Here is a 15477-nt window from a genome sequence, read left to right as displayed (position 1 = left end):
GGCTGCCACCGAGGCTCCTCCCGGCCCGGAGGGAGTGGGTGCCTCCAGAGCGCGTTCTGGCGAACGTGCCCCGCATGTCCGCCGGTTCCCGGGGTTCGGCGTTGGCGCGTTCGCGAACCCGGTGGCGTCGACCGGGTGGCGTCCGCGGAGGTTCCTCGTGTCGACAAGCTCTCTGGTCAAGCGCAACCGGTGCACCGGTGAGACACCGAACATGGTGCGCAGGCAACGCGGTGGCGTGCCGCCGGACGGTGTCGTGCCCAGTGCCCGCACGTCCGGCCAACGCCGGTTCGAGGCGGCGTTGCTGGCGGCGGCCAACCGGACGATGGCGGGCATGCGCCGGCGTGGCCACTCGCTGCGGCCGACGTCCCTGGTGAGCCGGGTGCGGCCGGACGCGAAGGTGCTCGGCCTGCGGGTCCACGACGCGGCGCTGGACGACCTGCTGACCCAGTTGCTGCCGGTGGCGGCGGGCGACCGGGTCGACGGCGTGCCGGGGCTGCGCGTCCACCCCCGCCGGGACCACCTGGACCTGCGTTCACCCGATGGTGAGGCGCGTCTGCTCGGCGTGACGCGGGAACGCTGGCGGCAGGCCGTCGCCACGGGTCTGCCGGTCGACCTGGCCCTGACCGGCGGCCTCGATCCCCGTGAGGCGGCATCCAGGCCGGACCTGCCCGTGGACCTGATGAGCGGGGTGCTGCGCCGGTTGCCGCTGTGGCGGGGCGCCGCGTGGCTGGACGGCGTCGTCGTCGGCGACGTGCTGGAGCTGTACTGGCGGGGTGGTCCGCCGAGCGACTCGATCGCCGCGATCCTGGCCCGTTCCACGTGCGGCATCCCGGCGTCCTCCGCCGTCCCGTACCGCTTCCGCAACGCCGTGCGCGGCATCGCCCTGTCCGCGGCCGACCCACGTGCCGTGGCCAAGGTGGCGGAACCGGAGTGGGCGTGGGTCGACTGGGACGCCGCCACCGCGCCGGGTCCCGCGGTGGACGAACGCGCCGTCCGCCCCGTCCAGTCGCGCCCCGACCTGCCCGACGTCTGGGAGCAGCAGGAGATGCGCGCCGCCTTGGCGTTGCGCGACATCACCACCGTCTACCGGCTGTTGACCCACCACGGCGTGCCACGTGACCGGATCGCCGCGTTGACCGGCCAACCGGCCCACGAGGTCGAGCGGGTCCTATCCGGCACCAAGGTCGAGTCCTACGACACCCTGACCGCCATCGCCGAGGGACTGGGCGTCCCGCTGGGCTACATGGGCCTGGCCCACAACGAGCCACCCCCACCCGCGCCCACGTGCGACTGCGCCACCCTGGACGAACGCACCAAACGCGACCGCTTCCTCGCCCACGCCGCCCTCGTCACGGTCGGCACGACCACCACCACCTGGGGCTGCCGAGCCGAAACCTGCCACTCGACCGGCCCACTCTGACCCTCACCAAGTGTCGGTGTGGTGTGGGCCGATCCTGACCGAAGACCGGCCACACCGCTCCTGACACGCTCGCGCGCCCCCGGCAGGATTCGAACCTGCGACCTCGGGATTAGAAGTCCCTCGCTCTCTCCACTGAGCTACGGAGGCTGGAGGGGCTGTTGACCACGCGCTGTAGCAGCGTAGCCGCCCCACCGGACACATCGTCCGGAAGACTCGTCGCGTTTCCGTCCAGGTGCCGGAAGGGTGATCAAGATGGCCGAAAAGTGATGTGGATCACTTTGGAGGGGCCGTCGAGTCGCGCGAGACGAGGGAAACCGGCAGTCTTGTCGGCTCTCCCGGTCTGCCGCCGTCGAGCAGGCGCAGGGCCAGTTCGCCCGCGTGCCTGCCCTTCTCGGCCAGGGGTTGACGCACGGTAGTCAAAGGTGGGTCTGCGTGTTCGGCGGCGGGTACGTCGTCGAAGCCGATCACCGACACGTCGGTCGGCACGCGCAGCCCGAGGTCGCGCACCGCCTGGAGCGCGCCGAACGCCAACTCGTCCGAAGCGCACAGCAGCGCCGTGGGCCGCGGGGAGGCCGAGAGCAGGGCGCGGGCACCCGCACGGCCCAGTTCGCGGCTGCTCCGCGCGCACTCCCACACGGGCGTGTCCGTCCCCGTCACGTCGAGGTACCCGTGCAGCCGGTCCCGCGTCACGCGGAACGACGTCGAAGCCAGCCGTGCGGTCGTCACCGGGCCGTTGTGCCCGTCCGGGTGCAGCGCGAACGTCACCACGCCGAACCGCCGGTGCCCCGAGGCCCACAACGAGGACGCCGCCAGCCGGGCACCGCCGAAGTCGTCCACCTCGACGCGTGCCGTGTCCGGCAGCACGGGCTGGTCGATCACCACCATGGGCAGCCCGCGCGTCCGGGCCGCGGTCAACGCCGGCGCGTCGTCGGGCAGCGAGTAGGCCACCACGACGTCGGCCTGCGCCCGCGCCACGGTCTCCGGCCGCGGCCCGCCCTTGTCCTTGCCCGGCATCAGCACGAGGCAGTGGTCGTGCCCGTCCACGGTCGACGCAAGCCCGTCCAGCACGATCGACAGCGCCGCGTCGGCGAACGAGGCCGACAGCCCCTGCCCGAGCATGAACCCGACCGCGGCGCTGTGCCGGGTCGCCAGGCTGCGCGCCACCGGGTCCGGCCCGGCATAACCCAGGGAGGCGGCGGTCTCCAGGATCCGCTCGCGCAAGGCGGCGGACAGCTGGTCCGGCCGGTTGTAGGCGTTGGACACCGTGGCGCGCGACACGCCGACCGCGCCGGCCACCGTGTCGAGCGTCGGCTTGCGAGGGCGGTCCACGTGATGAGCGTAACCAGGTAATCGGTTGGACGTTCTGAAGCGCTCTAGTTCACACTCGAAAGCATGCCGACGCCACGTCTCGCCGTCTTCGCGGTGTTCCTGTTCAACGGGGCGCTGTTCCTGTCCTGGGCGGCACGCATGCCCGCGTTGGCGGCACAAGTGGGCGCGACCGAGGCGACGCTGGGACTGGCCCTGTTCGGCGCGAGCGTCGGTCTGGCGGCGACGGCGCCGTTCGCGGCCCGGATCTGCGCGCGGGTGGGTGCGCGGAAGCTGATCGTGGTGGGCGCGTCGGTCACCGTGGTGGCCGTGCCCTCGCTCACGCTCGCCGACACGCCGTTCCAGCTCGGCCTGGTGCTGTTCGTGCTCGGCGCGTGCGGCGCGTCGCTCGACGTCGGCATGAACGTCGCCGCAGTCGCCGTCACCCGCAGCCTGGACCGGCCGCTGATGCCGCAGTTCCACGCGGGCTTCAGCGTCGGTGGCCTGGTCGGCTCGCTGGGCGCGGCAGCCGCGGCGGGTGTCGGCTGGGGCCTGACCCGGCACCTCATCACGGTCGCGGTGATCGGCGCGATCACCATCGCGTGGGTGATCAGGGCCGTGCCCACCACGACCGGCGAGAGCACCGACGCGGTGGCGGAGGACCGGCCGGTCCTCAAGCGGCCGCTGTTGTGGCTGCTGGCCACGATCACGCTGTTCTCCGCGATCGCCGAGGGCGCGGCGTCGGACTGGTCGGCGCTGTTCTTCGTCAACGAACGCGGGGTGAGCGAGGCCGCGGCCGCGGCGGCGTACGCGGGGTTCTCCGTCGCGATGGCCACCGCCCGCCTGCTCGGCGAGCCCGCGCAACGCCGCGTCGGCCCGTACCGCCTGCTTGCGTCGGGTGCCGTGGTGGCCGCGGTCGGCCTAGCGCTCGCGGTGCTGGTGCGGTCGGCCGCCGTGGGTTACGTCGGGTTCGCGCTGGTGGGCCTCGGCCTGGCGTTCGCGTTCCCGGTGATCATGGACCTGGCCGGTGACGCGGGCAGGCGCGCCGACGGCACGGGCGGTGAACGCGAGATCGGCCTGGTGACAACGGTCGCCTACACCGGTTTCCTGCTCGGCCCGCCGGTCGTCGGCGGTCTCGCGCACGCCAGCAACCTGTCGATCTCACTGGGTTTCGTGGCGTTCGTGATCGCGTTGATGGTGCCCGCCGTGCTGCTGGCGCGTCGGTCGCGCGCCCGTGAGCTCACGCGATCGGGAGCCGGCCCAACGCCGCTTTGAGCAGCGGCTGCATCGCGGCCAGCATCTGGTCGGGCACGCCGGCGGGCTGGGCCATCGCCACCAGGACGCTGCGGTTGGCGTTCACCGCCAGGGTCGCGGTGCACGCCGTCTCGCCGCCGGTCGGCTCGCACAGCACCCACGTCGAGTGCCCCTCCACGACCACCTCGCGCCCCTCGGCCTGCCGCGTCCGCACCTGCTCGTACTTCTGGTAGAGCGCGGCGATCACGGTCCGCCCGGCCTGGGAGCCGTCGTCCAGCACGTACTGGCACGACTCCTGGATCACATCGTCCTTGCGCGCCGGGTCCTTCTTGTACGGGCCGATGGACTTCAGGTCGGCCGCGGTGAGCAGGGAGCACGGCTCCACGCCGACGACCGTGCGCGGCTTGGCGATCTTCGGCGCGCCCGAGGGCTCGTCCGCGGACGTCGTCGTGGGTGTGACACCGGCCTGGGGCAACGCGTCCCCGTTGATGGAGTAGCTGCACCCCGCCGACAGGAGCAAGGCGAGGGCCATCAAGAGCACCGTGCGAGAACTGGTCACGTCCGGCAACGGTAGTGGGTGTGATCTGCGCACGTCCGGCGGTTGGTGGCGGTGTGGCCGGGCCGCCTACGCTCGTCACGTGCCCACTGACGCGCCTTCCCGCACCCGGCGGACCGGTCTCATCCCCCTGCTGATCGTCGGCACGGCGATAGCCGCCCTGGTGGCGGCGGGGCTGCTCGTCCTCACCGGCGGTGACGCGTCGGCGCTGATCGTCGTGCGCGTGCTGACCGAGGCCGCGGCCGTGGTGACGGTCGGCTCGCTGCTGCTGGCGGCGTTCCTGGTGCCGCCCCAGGAGAGCGGCACGCTCGCCGCGGACGGTTACGCGGCCGTGCGCACGGCGGCCTGGGCGGCGTTGGTGTGGACGTTGGGCGCGGTGCTGTCGGTGCCGTTCACGGTGGCCGACGCGCTCGGGCAGCCGGTGACGGCGCTGCTGGAGCCCTCGGTGCTGGTCCAGGTGGCCGGGCTGGTGGAGCAGGCGAAGGCGTGGATGATCACGGCGGTGATCGTAGCGCTGCTGGCGCTGGGCTGCCGGCTGGTGCTGTCGTGGGGCTGGACCGTGCCGCTGTTCTTCCTGTCGGTGTTCGCGCTGATCCCGGTGGCGGTGACGGGGCACTCGTCCGGCGGCGGCTCGCACGACGTGGCCACGAACAGCCTGCTGTACCACCTGATCGCGGCGGCGTTGTGGGTCGGCGGCCTGATCGCGCTGCTGGCGCACGGCAAGCGGGGCGGCGACCACCTGGGGTTGGCGACGTCGCGGTTCTCCCGGCTGGCGCTGGTCTGCTGGATCGTGATGGCCGCCTCCGGCGTGGTCAACGCTTGGGTGCGGCTGCCGGTGAGCCAGTTGTTCGGCAGCGAGTACGGGCTGCTGGTGCTCGGCAAGGCGCTCGCGCTCGCCGTGCTGGGTGTCGTGGGCTACTTCCAGCGCGAGAAGAGCGTGAAGGAGGTCGTGGCCACGGGCTCCGGGCGGTCGCTGGTGAAGCTCGCGGGCGTCGAGGTGCTGCTGATGTTCCTCACGCTGGGACTGGCCGCCGCGTTGAGCCGCACGCCTCCGCCGGTCGAGGGCCGGGTGCTGCCCAGCACGGTGGAGCTGCGCATCGGCTACGACCTGTTCGGCGCGCCGACGTGGTCGCGGTTGCTGTTCGACTGGCGGTTCGACCTGGTCTTCGGCGCGATCTTCATCGCGCTCGGCGTGCTGTACCTGCTGGGTGTGCGGCGGCTGCGCAAGCGCGGTGACGCGTGGCCGGTCGGTCGCACGGTCGCGTGGGTCGCGGGGTGCCTGACCGTGGTGTTCGCCACGTCGTCCGGGGTGGGCCGGTACGCGCCGGCGATGTTCAGCATCCACATGGAAGCGCACATGCTGCTGTCCATGCTGGCGCCGATCCTGCTGGTGCTGGGCGGTCCGGTGACGTTGGCGATGCGGGCGCTGCCCGTGGCGGGCAAGGGCAACCCGCCGGGGCCGAGGGAGTGGCTGCTGGCGTTCGTGCACTCGCCGGTGACGAAGGTGCTGACCAACCCGTTCGTGGCGTTGGCGCTGTTCGTGGGCTCGTTCTACGGCCTGTACTTCTCCGGGTTGTTCGACAGCGCGCTGGACTACCACTGGGCGCACCTGGCGATGAACGCCCACTTCATCCTGGTCGGGTACGTCTTCTACTGGCCGGTGATCGGCATCGACCCGGCGCCGAACCGGCTGCCGCCGCTGGGACGGCTCGGCCTGCTGTTCGCCTCGATCCCGTTCCACGCGTTCTTCGGCATCGTGCTGATGAGCTCGCAGACCGTGATCGGCGAGAACTTCTACCGCTCGCTCGGCCTGCCGTGGGTGACGTCGCAGCTGGAGGACCAGCGGCTCGGTGGCGGTATCGCGTGGGCGGCGGGCGAGTTGCCGCTGATCGTGGTGATGGTGGCGCTGCTCGTGCAGTGGGCGCGGTCGGACAGCCGTGACGCCCGCCGGGCGGACCGGCGGGCGGACGCGGACGGTGACGCGGACCTGGCCGCGTACAACGCGATGCTGCGCAAGATGTCCGGCAAAGACTCCTAGAGGGGCCTGCGGAAGCCCTTGACCGCCGCGACCCAGCCCGCGGCGGCCAGCACGGCACTGGTGACCAGCGCGCCGACCACACCGGTGACCGGCTGGGCCAGCGCCAAGGACCGTGCCGCGTCCACCGCGAACGTCAACGGGTTGACGTTGGCGACCGCCTGGAGCCAGCCGGGCAGCCCGCTGATCGGCACGTACGCGCTGGACGCGAACATCAGCGGGAACATCGCCAGGAAGCCCACGGTCTGCATCAGCTCGGCGTTGCGCAGCCACGCCGCGATGGCCAGGAAGATCCAGCCGAGGCCCCAGCCCACGGCCAGCGCGAGCGCGAGCGCCGCGACGGTGCCCACCACACCGCCCGCGGGGGAGTAGCCGAACACCACGACCGCGAACACCAGCATCAACAGCAACTGCGCGGCCGTGCGCACCAGGTCGGACAGGCTGCGCGCGATCAGCACCGAACCCGACCGGATGGGCAGCGAGCGGAACCGGGCCAGCACGCCGTTCTTCATGTCCGTGACCAGGCCGACGCCCGCCTGCAACGCCGACTGCATGGCGGTGTTGACCAGGATCGCGGGCATCAGGAAGTCGATGTAGGCCACGCCCTGCGGGAAGCCGGGGGTGTTGGCGATGCTCGCGAAGATCTGGCTGAACAGGGTCAGCATGATCAGCGGCTGGAGGATGCTGAACACGATCATGCGCGGGTCGCTGACCAGCGTGCGCAGTGACCGTTGGGTCAGCACGAGCACTTGAGTGCCGAAGTCGGTGCCGCGCCAGCGGGGTGCGGCGGTGAGGGTGGTCATCCGGGGCTCCTGTTCAGGCCGCGTGCTGCGCGAGGGTGAGGTAGACGTCGTCCAGGGTCGGTTCGCCGAGGGCCAGTTCGGTGGCTTCCAGGCCGACCTCGTCCAGCGCGCGGACCACCGTGGCGATCTCGCGGGACGACGTGACGGGCGCGGTGAGCGTGTTCTGCGCCGTCACGGGCTGCAGGCCCGCCCGTTCCAGGGCTCCGGTGGCCTTGGGGACGTCCGAGACGTCCGCCAGGGTCACGGTGACCGTGCGCAGGCCGACTTGGGCCTTCAGCTCGGCGCTGGTGCCCGCGGCGACGACCTTGCCCTTCGAGAGCACCGTGATCGAGTCGGCCAGGCGGTCGGCCTCGTCCAGGTACTGGGTGGTGAGCAGGACCGTGGTGCCGTTGGTGACCAGGCCTTCCACGATCTCCCACAGCCCGAGCCGACCGGCCGGGTCCAGGCCCGTGGTCGGCTCGTCCAGGAAGATCACCTCCGGGTGGCCGACGAGGCTCGCGGCCAGGTCGAGGCGTCGCCGCATGCCGCCGGAGTAGGTGCGGGACGGCCGCTTCGCCGCGTCGGCCAGCCCGAACAGCTCCAGCAGCTCGGCGCCCCTGGCCCTGGCCTCACGCGGGGTTGCGCCGAGCAGCCGGGCGATCAGGACCAGGTTGTCCAGGCCGGACAGCTGCTCGTCCACGGCGGCGAACTGGCCGGTCAGGCCGATCCGGCTGCGCACCTGGTGCGCCTGCGTGACGACGTCGAACCCGGCCACCTGCGCGTGGCCCGAGTCCGGCGGGAGCATCGTGGTGAGCACGTTGACCAGCGTCGTCTTGCCCGCGCCGTTGTGGCCGAGCAAGCCGAGCACGGTGCCCTTGGGCACGGCGATGCTCACGCCGTCCAGGGCCTTCTGCGCACCGAACGCCTTGCCGACGTCCGTTGCCTCGATCATCAGGTCCGTCACTGCTTCCCCCTCAGTACGCCGTGCAGGAAGAGCTGCACGAGCTGGTCGGCGTCGGCGGTGGAGTCGCCGAAGCCCTCGCCCTGCATGCGGTTGGTGAACACGAGCCCGAGCAGCAGGCGTGCGGCCAGGGACGGGTCGACGCGCAGTTCGTCGTCCGGGCCGAACAGCGAGGCGACGCGCTCGGTGATGCGCTGCATCTCGACCGGCGGTCCCTTGTGCTCGCGCTCCTTGCCGTGCCCGTCGTGCGGGTCGTAGCCGGAGTCGCGCAGGACGCTCATGAGCTGCCACATCCGGTCCAGGTAGCCGGAGACGGCGCTGATGGCCCAGGAGAGGCGTTCGGCGAGGGTCTTCGCCTGCCTGGCCTGCTCGATGAGCTCCAGTTCCGAGTCGACGGCCAGCACGCTCTGCACGCACGTGCGGATGAGTTCCTGCTTGTCCTTGAACGCCCGGAAGACGGTGCCCTCCGCGATGCCGGCCGCCTTGGCGATCTGGCTGGTGGTGACGTTGGCGCCGTGCGTGAACAGCAGCGGGACGGTAGCGGTGACGATCGTCTCGCGGCGGTCCTCGACGCTCATCGCGGGTGCGCGGCGGCGGCGTTGGGTGGTCTCGTCGGGCATGTGGCCAGCTTATGAGTGAGTCCTCACTCATGTCAACGAGTGAGCGCTCACTCATTGCGATTATGCGTGCTTCAGGGAGTTGTCCACAGATTTGGAACCACCGCTGTCCGCCCAGCTCAACGCCCGGCAACCTGGTCCCAAGAGATCAACCCAGGAGGCGGACATGGCTTACAACGAGACCCGGGTCACCATCTGCGGCAACGTCGCCAGCTCGGTCACCCACACCAAGGTCGGCACCGGCTTCAGCCGCGCGAAGTTCCGGTTGTTCAGCGCCGAGCGGGTGTGGGACGAGAAGGACAGCCGCTGGTCAGACGGCTCGCGGATGTTCCTGACGGTGTCCTGCTGGCGCATGCTCGCGGACAACGCGCAGGCATCGCTGAACAAGGGCGACCCGGTGGTGGTGACCGGCCGGTTGACGATCAGGGACGTGGAGTTCGACGGCAAGTCGCAGCCGGTGGTGGAGGTCGAGGCCACCGCGATCGGTCCCAACCTGGCCCTGTGCACCGCCATGCCGACGCGCACCAGGCACACGCCGGACGCCGTCGAGGCCAGGGCCGCGCCCGAGATCGTCGCACCGCGCAAACCGGACGAGTTGCCGCTGGTCCTCCCGGGTGAGGCCGAGCGACCGAAGGAGGTGGCCGAAGTGCCGTTCTGAGCCAATCGAGCGACAAGGGCTTCCGCCGGTGCGATCGGGGCGGAGAATGCGCGGGCAGTCGTCGCCGTTGCGAGCGTGGAGGAGGGAGGTCGTCGGGCCGGCGCCAGGGCCGGGTCCGCACGCAGGCACCGGGGGTTGACAGCGCACCGAGTTCGCGCATCCGGTCGGAGTCGCTGGTCGCAGGGTCGCGCCAGGCGGGGTCGACGGGCGTGTTACGTCTGTGGGTGACCCACGTTCGCGTTAACTCTGCGTTGTGCCCACGTCCGTTGCCGGCGTCCGAGGTTCGGGCCCGATCGGCACCGCTCTACGATCGCGGGCATGGCCGAGTACGTCTACACCATGAAGAAGGTGCGCAAGGCGCACGGGGACAAAGTCATCCTGGATGACGTCACCATCATGTTCCTCCCCGGTGCGAAGATCGGCGTTGTCGGTCCGAACGGCGCCGGCAAGTCGAGCGTGCTGAAGATCATGGCCGGCCTGGACACACCGGGCAACGGCGAGGCCTTCCTCTCGCCCGGCTACACGGTGGGCATCCTCCAGCAGGAACCGCCGCTCAACGAGGAGAAGACGGTCCTGGGCAACGTCCAGGAAGGCCTCGGCGAGATCAAGGTGAAGCTCGACCGCTTCAACGAGATCGCCGAGAAGATGGCCGTCGACTACTCCGACGAGCTGATGGAGGAGATGGGCCAGCTCCAGGAGGAGCTGGACCACGCGAACGCGTGGGACCTCGACTCCCAGCTGGAGCAGGCGATGGACGCCCTCCGCTGCCCGCCGCCGGACGCCGACGTCAAGACGCTCTCCGGTGGCGAGCGCCGCCGGGTCGCCCTGTGCAAGCTGCTGCTGAGCAAGCCGGACCTGCTGCTGCTCGACGAGCCCACCAACCACCTGGACGCGGAGAGCGTGCTGTGGCTGGAGCAGCACCTGGCGCAGTACGCGGGTGCCGTCCTGGCCGTCACCCACGACCGGTACTTCCTCGACAACCTCGCCGAGTGGATCCTGGAGCTCGACCGCGGCCGGGCCCACCCGTACGAGGGCAACTACTCCACCTACCTGGAGAAGAAGGCCGAGCGGCTGGCCGTCCAGGGCAAGAAGGACCAGAAGCTGCAGAAGCGGCTCAAGGACGAGCTGGAGTGGGTCCGGTCGGGCGCCAAGGCCCGCCAGGCCAAGTCCAAGGCCCGCCTCGGCCGCTACGAGGAGATGGCCGCGGAAGCGGAGAAGACCCGCAAGCTCGACTTCGAGGAGATCCAGATCCCGCCGGGCCCGCGCCTGGGCAACGTCGTGGTCGAGGCGGAGAACCTGAAGAAGGGCTTCGGCGACCGGGTGCTGATCGACAACCTGTCGTTCAGCCTGCCGCGCAACGGCATCGTCGGTGTCATCGGTCCGAACGGCGTGGGCAAGACGACGCTGTTCAAGACCATCGTCGGCCTGGAGGAGCCCGACTCGGGCATCGTCCGGATCGGTGAGACGGTCAAGCTGTCCTACGTCGACCAGAACCGCGCGGGCATCGACCCGAAGAAGAACGTGTGGGAGGTCGTCTCGGACGGCCTGGACTACATCCACGTCGGCAACGTCGAGATGCCGTCGCGGGCGTACGTCAGCGCGTTCGGCTTCAAGGGGCCGGACCAGCAGAAGCCGGCGGGCGTGCTCTCCGGTGGCGAGCGCAACCGGCTGAACCTGGCGCTGACGCTCAAGCAGGGTGGCAACCTGATCCTGCTGGACGAGCCGACGAACGACCTGGACGTCGAGACACTGGGCTCGCTGGAGAACGCGCTGGAGCAGTTCCCCGGCTGCGCCGTGGTCATCTCGCACGACCGGTGGTTCCTCGACCGCGTCGCCACGCACATCCTGGCGTGGGAGGGCACGGACGAGAACCCGTCGCAGTGGTACTGGTTCGAGGGCAACTTCGAGGGCTACGAGAAGAACAAGATCGAGCGCCTCGGCGCGGAGGCCGCGAGGCCGCACCGCGTGACCTACCGCAAGCTCACACGGGACTGAGAGCCGGGTACCTACATCGTGGCGGCGAGGGGCGAGGCGCAGGCGGACGTCGAGGTGAGCACGCTGGTCGTGCCCGCCTGGCGGCTGCGTTGGCGGGCACCGGAGCTTGCTCTGGTGCTGGGCGAACGCGCCGTCGCGCTCGCCTCCACCCGCCGTGACGAGGTGGACCGGTTGCGCGCGGAGGCCCTGGTGGTCTTCGCGAGCAACCGGATGGGCCGGGGCGTCCGGATCGCGGACCGGGCACTGGACGCCCTCAAGGCGGCCGAGGCCGCGTCCGAGCGGGAAACGGCCTGGCGGCTGCGGGTCGAGTTGGCCGACAGCGCCAGGGCGGTCGGCGCGCCCCTCACGGGCTTCGCCGCCGTCCGGCCGGTCCTGGAAGCCGACGACGTCCCGCCGGGCCTGCGGGCCGCGGCCCTCGTCCAGGCCAGCGAGTGCCTGGTCTCGGTGGGCCGCGGCGCGGCGCTCGCCCAGGCGCTGGACGAAGCGGACCAGCTCTACCAGGCTGACCCGCTGCTGGACCACGACACGACCCTGCTGCACCGGGGCCTGCTCCGCGCGTCCGCCGCGGGTCAGCACCGCCGTTGGGGCGACCTGCAGGCGGCGGTCGCCGCGGCCCGTGACGGCCTCGCCGTGCTCGACCGCCTCAAGGAGGCCGAGTCCGACAACGGCCAGGTGCGGGGCAGGCTCACGGTCGAACTGGTCTGCGCCCTGATGGACCTGAACAAGCCGGGGGAGGCCTCCGAACTCGGCACCCCGCTCCTGGAACGCCCGGTGCGGGCGCCGTCCGCGTCCACCGCCGGCTGGCTCCGGTTGGCCCTGGCGACCAGGGTCCACCTCCCCGCCGGCCGCGTCGACCAGGCACGTGATCTGCTCCGTGACGCCGCGGACAGTGCTGAACGCCACCAGTTGGACACCCTCCTGGCGGAGAGCTTGCTGGCGCTGGCGCACGTCCACGAGGTGGCGGGCGACCTGGCCGAGGCGTTGGCCAACCTGCGTTCCGCCCACGCGGCCGAGCGCAGGCGGGCGCGGGCGGTCTACGCGGTGCGGGCCAGGCTCGCCGCCGAGTTCGCGGGTGTCCACCGCCGTCCCGCCGGTGGCCTGCACGACGAACTGGCCGCGTTGCTGCGCACCGGAACCCCGGCGACCGTGCCGCCCACCGACCCCGACCTCGCCCCGGACGTCAAGCAACAGCTCCGTCAGTGGCGCCCGGTCCAGATGCACCGCAACGAGGGCGTCCGGGTCAAGCGCTCCCGCCGAGCCGCCGAGGACATGACGGTGGACGGCATCTCCGCGGCGAGGGCCCACGCCGCCGACCGCTGGCGCCTGGTCCAACCGTTCGGCGAGACGGAAGGCGACCCCCAACCGGGAGGCCGCCGCCGCGCTCCGGAACCGGAAGCCCGCCCCACCCACGGTCGGCCGGAGCACGCCAGGACCGTCGAAGCACGCCCCGCCAACCCGCACCAAGCCGCCGACACCGCGCCCGTGGTCCCCGGCACCCCTGTTCCCGCACCCTCGGTACCCGCACCTGCTGTTTCCGCACCTTCGGCAACCGCACCTTCGGCAACCGCACCTTCGGCAACCGCACCTTCGGCAACCGCACCCGAGGACTCCGCACGCCAGGACTCCGCACCGCAGAGCCCGGTTCCGCAGGTGTCCGCGCCCCAGAGCCCGGCACCATCCGGGGCCCAGAGCCTGGGACCCCACGCGTCCGCGCATCAGAGCCCGGGACCCCAAGCCTCGGCCCCCGAGTCCCCGACCCAGGCCGCCAACCCGACCACGGCACTCGCCAAGCCCCGATCCACTGCGTACCCGGGATCGGACGTGACCGCCGGTGGAGGGCTTGGCGGTGCCTTCGACGGCGCACCGGTCGACAGTCACGTGGCGAGCGCGGGAGCGGACGAGCCGATGTCCAGCGGTACTGAACTCAGCGTTCCGTCGGCAGCCGACCACACCGGTGCTGGACAGGGTGAGGTGGCGGCCGGTGGGGAGGCTGCGACGGAGGTGTCTTCGCCCGCCGCCGCGCATGAGGGCGGCGAGCGGAGTGTGCCTGCGGCCGGGTTGATCGCGGCGGCGGGTGCGGTGCGCAGTGGGCGACGGCGGGCGGCTCGTGAGGCTGCGGACGGGGAGCGGTCGAGTGGTGAGTCCGGGGCCGATTCCAGCGTGTTGGACACGTTGAAGGCGGCTGGGCTCCTCGACCCGCAACGCGCCGGTGGCCGGCGGCGGGCGCCTGATGCCGATGACGAACCGGGCGGACCCCAGCCGGTGCAGGTCCGGACCGAGCCCGCGCCGCTGCGGCAGCCGGAGTCGGAGTCGGAGTCGGTCCGGCAGGCGCGGCCCGAGCCCGAGTCGGTCCGGCAGGCGCTGCCTGAGCCCGAGTCGGCGCGGCAGGACCAGTCTCGAACCCAGTTCCCGCAGCAGGCCCAGTCGGTGTGGCCGGTCGGGGTTGAGTCTCAGCCTGCGGGGCCGGAACCCGTGCGGCAGGCTGGGCCTGAACGCGAGTCGGAGCCGGAAGCCCAGCCCGGGCCTGAGCCGGCTGAGCCGGTGCGGCAGGTCCAACTCACGGCCGAGTCGGTGCAGCCGGACCGGCCTGAACTCGAGCGGACGCGGTCGAACCAGCCTGAGTCGAGGTCGGTGCAATTGATGCAGCCCGAGCCGCAGTCGGTGCGGTCGGACCAGGCCGAGTCCTGGCCGGTGCAGTTGGTGCAGCCCGAGCCGCAGTCCGCGCGGCCCGACCAGCCTGAGCCCTGGCCGGTGCAGCCCGAGCCGCAGTCGGAGCAGGCCGAGTCCCAGCCGGTGCAGCAGGTCCGGTTCACGTCCGAGGCCGTGCGGCAGTCCCAGCCGGAACCCGAACCGGTGCAGTGGCGGGTGGAGCCGCCGTCCCGGTTGCGGAGTGAGGAGCCACCGGCGCCGGTCGACATGTTCGACTCGCCGACGATGGTCCAACCCGCCGTGCGGGATGACGTGCCGCCGGTCGGGCTCGGCGCGGCTTTTGTGAAGGGGCCTCTCATCCCCACCGCCCGCGTGCCCGACCCGCCCGACTACCCCGTGCCGCCGGTGAGCGATTTCGGCCTGCCGGTGGCCGAGTCCAGCGGGGCAGTGGCGCGCACGGTGCCACCGCAAGCGACGAGCGTCGAAGGGGCGCAGACGACGGACGTCGAGGAGCGGCCGGTCTTCCCCGCCACCGACGTCGATTCGGCGGCCGCCGTGGACTTGTCGACGCCGCAGCCCGAGCCGGACCAGGTGCCGGGCGTGCCCGAACCCGACCAGGTGCCGCCGGTGCCCGTGCCGGACCCGGTGCCGGCCGATCCCTCACCGGAGGCCACGCCGCCGTTCAGCCCGACCGGGTTCCTCAGCGCCGCCGACGTCGAGCACGACGACACGCCGCCGGTCGAGCAGGCAGCCGAGCCGGCCACGGCCACGGAGACGCCCAAGGAACCGTTCGTCACCGCCGTCGTGGTCGGTGGCAAGACGATCGACCTGCCGGCGATCGTCGAGCCGACGCCGCCCGCTCCCGACTCGCCCAGCGCCACCCGCGCCTCGCGCCGCCACAAGAGCGACCTGAGCCTGGCCGAACTCCTCGCCGAAGCACTGGTCGCCTACGAGGACGCCCGACGCGAGGACGAAGCGGCCGGGCGCGGGGAAGTGGACGAGGACACCGTGCCGATCTCACCTGTCGGGAATCCGCCGCCGGCCTCCGAGAACGAGACCACCGCCCCGATCCAGCGCGTCGACCCGCCACGCCGGTTCGACACGTGGACACTTCCCGAATCGTGAAATCATTTGAGCTTGTAATAAGGTTTCCGGCCGGTAACAAAGCCGGAAATAGCCCACGTCACCAGTGAATTCGCCACCTGACGGCAAGTTGTTCGATTCAGTGAGAGGGTTGTGGCGAAC

General features: G+C 71.6%; 10 protein-coding genes, 1 tRNA gene and 1 pseudogene. 6 read left to right on the top strand and 6 right to left on the bottom strand.

Features of this window, described 5'->3' with window-relative positions:
• The first annotated feature begins 157 nt into the window (after positions 1 to 157).
• The gene (locus B0I31_RS10770; protein ID WP_106615167.1) at positions 158 to 1420 is read left to right on the top strand and encodes a hypothetical protein; all 1263 of its coding nucleotides are present in this window, start codon (positions 158 to 160) and stop codon (positions 1418 to 1420) included.
• Positions 1421 to 1494: 74 nt separating this feature from the next.
• Here the strand turns inward: B0I31_RS10770 and B0I31_RS10765 are convergent.
• Together B0I31_RS10765 and B0I31_RS10760 are read right to left on the bottom strand one after the other, a co-directional pair.
• Positions 1495 to 1567, bottom strand: a tRNA-Arg gene (locus B0I31_RS10765).
• Between the two features lie 126 nt (positions 1568 to 1693).
• Positions 1694 to 2749, bottom strand: a complete 1056-nt coding sequence (locus B0I31_RS10760) for a LacI family DNA-binding transcriptional regulator (RefSeq protein WP_106615166.1) — start codon at positions 2747 to 2749, stop codon at positions 1694 to 1696.
• Between the two features lie 63 nt (positions 2750 to 2812).
• Here B0I31_RS10760 and B0I31_RS10755 point away from each other — a divergent pair.
• Positions 2813 to 3703: pseudogene (locus B0I31_RS10755) on the top strand (MFS transporter); the annotation flags it as partial.
• Between the two features lie 262 nt (positions 3704 to 3965).
• Here B0I31_RS10755 and B0I31_RS10750 read toward each other — a convergent pair.
• Complete coding sequence (locus B0I31_RS10750; RefSeq protein WP_146173801.1) at positions 3966 to 4538, bottom strand: DUF3558 family protein; 573 nt, start codon at positions 4536 to 4538, stop codon at positions 3966 to 3968.
• A 79-nt stretch (positions 4539 to 4617) separates the two neighbouring features.
• Between B0I31_RS10750 and B0I31_RS10745 the strand changes: the two genes are divergently transcribed.
• Entirely contained in the window at positions 4618 to 6573 is a 1956-nt protein-coding gene (locus B0I31_RS10745; protein ID WP_106615163.1) for a bifunctional copper resistance protein CopD/cytochrome c oxidase assembly protein, read from the top strand.
• Here the strand turns inward: B0I31_RS10745 and B0I31_RS10740 are convergent.
• From B0I31_RS10740 to B0I31_RS10730, 3 genes are read right to left on the bottom strand one after another with little or no spacing between them, the layout of a single operon-like run.
• On the bottom strand, positions 6570 to 7373 hold the full coding sequence (locus B0I31_RS10740; RefSeq protein ID WP_106615162.1) for an ABC transporter permease: 804 nt from the start codon (positions 7371 to 7373) through the stop codon (positions 6570 to 6572). The genes B0I31_RS10745 and B0I31_RS10740 overlap by 4 nt on opposite strands.
• Positions 7374 to 7386: 13 nt before the next feature.
• Positions 7387 to 8316: an ATP-binding cassette domain-containing protein gene (locus B0I31_RS10735; protein ID WP_106615161.1), complete on the bottom strand. Its 930-nt coding sequence runs from the start codon at positions 8314 to 8316 to the stop codon at positions 7387 to 7389.
• Positions 8313 to 8933, bottom strand: a complete 621-nt coding sequence (locus B0I31_RS10730) for a TetR/AcrR family transcriptional regulator (protein ID WP_106615160.1) — start codon at positions 8931 to 8933, stop codon at positions 8313 to 8315. Before B0I31_RS10730 ends, B0I31_RS10735 begins: the two co-directional genes overlap by 4 nt.
• A gap of 163 nt (positions 8934 to 9096) precedes the next feature.
• On the opposite strand from B0I31_RS10730, the gene B0I31_RS10725 reads away from it, so the two are divergent.
• From B0I31_RS10725 to B0I31_RS40495, 3 genes are all read left to right on the top strand, one after another.
• Positions 9097 to 9588 (top strand): single-stranded DNA-binding protein, encoded by a 492-nt coding sequence (locus tag B0I31_RS10725; protein ID WP_106615159.1) that lies wholly within the window; start codon positions 9097 to 9099, stop codon positions 9586 to 9588.
• A gap of 318 nt (positions 9589 to 9906) precedes the next feature.
• The gene (ettA, locus tag B0I31_RS10720; protein WP_106615158.1) at positions 9907 to 11583 is read left to right on the top strand and encodes an energy-dependent translational throttle protein EttA; all 1677 of its coding nucleotides are present in this window, start codon (positions 9907 to 9909) and stop codon (positions 11581 to 11583) included.
• Positions 11584 to 11601: 18 nt separating this feature from the next.
• Positions 11602 to 15357, top strand: coding sequence for a hypothetical protein (locus tag B0I31_RS40495; protein ID WP_181320090.1), 3756 nt, complete (start codon positions 11602 to 11604; stop codon positions 15355 to 15357).
• Positions 15358 to 15477 lie beyond the last annotated feature (120 nt).

The sequence above is a fragment of the Saccharothrix carnea genome (assembly GCF_003014735.1).
GTDB classification, from domain to species: Bacteria; Actinomycetota; Actinomycetes; order Mycobacteriales; family Pseudonocardiaceae; genus Actinosynnema; species Actinosynnema carneum.
The sequence above is the reverse complement of the archived record's forward strand: the minus strand, read 5'-3'. Positions and strand labels throughout refer to the sequence as shown.

What these genes read in the sequence shown, in the direction of transcription:
- B0I31_RS10740 (WP_106615162.1), bottom strand. Translation starts at nt 7,373, where the DNA reads ATGACCACCCTCACCGCCGCACCCCGCTGGCGCGGCACCGACTTCGGC.
- B0I31_RS10730 (WP_106615160.1), bottom strand. Translation starts at nt 8,933, where the DNA reads ATGCCCGACGAGACCACCCAACGCCGCCGCCGCGCACCCGCGATGAGC.
- B0I31_RS10725 (WP_106615159.1), top strand. Translation starts at nt 9,097, where the DNA reads ATGGCTTACAACGAGACCCGGGTCACCATCTGCGGCAACGTCGCCAGC.
- ettA (WP_106615158.1), top strand. Translation starts at nt 9,907, where the DNA reads ATGGCCGAGTACGTCTACACCATGAAGAAGGTGCGCAAGGCGCACGGG.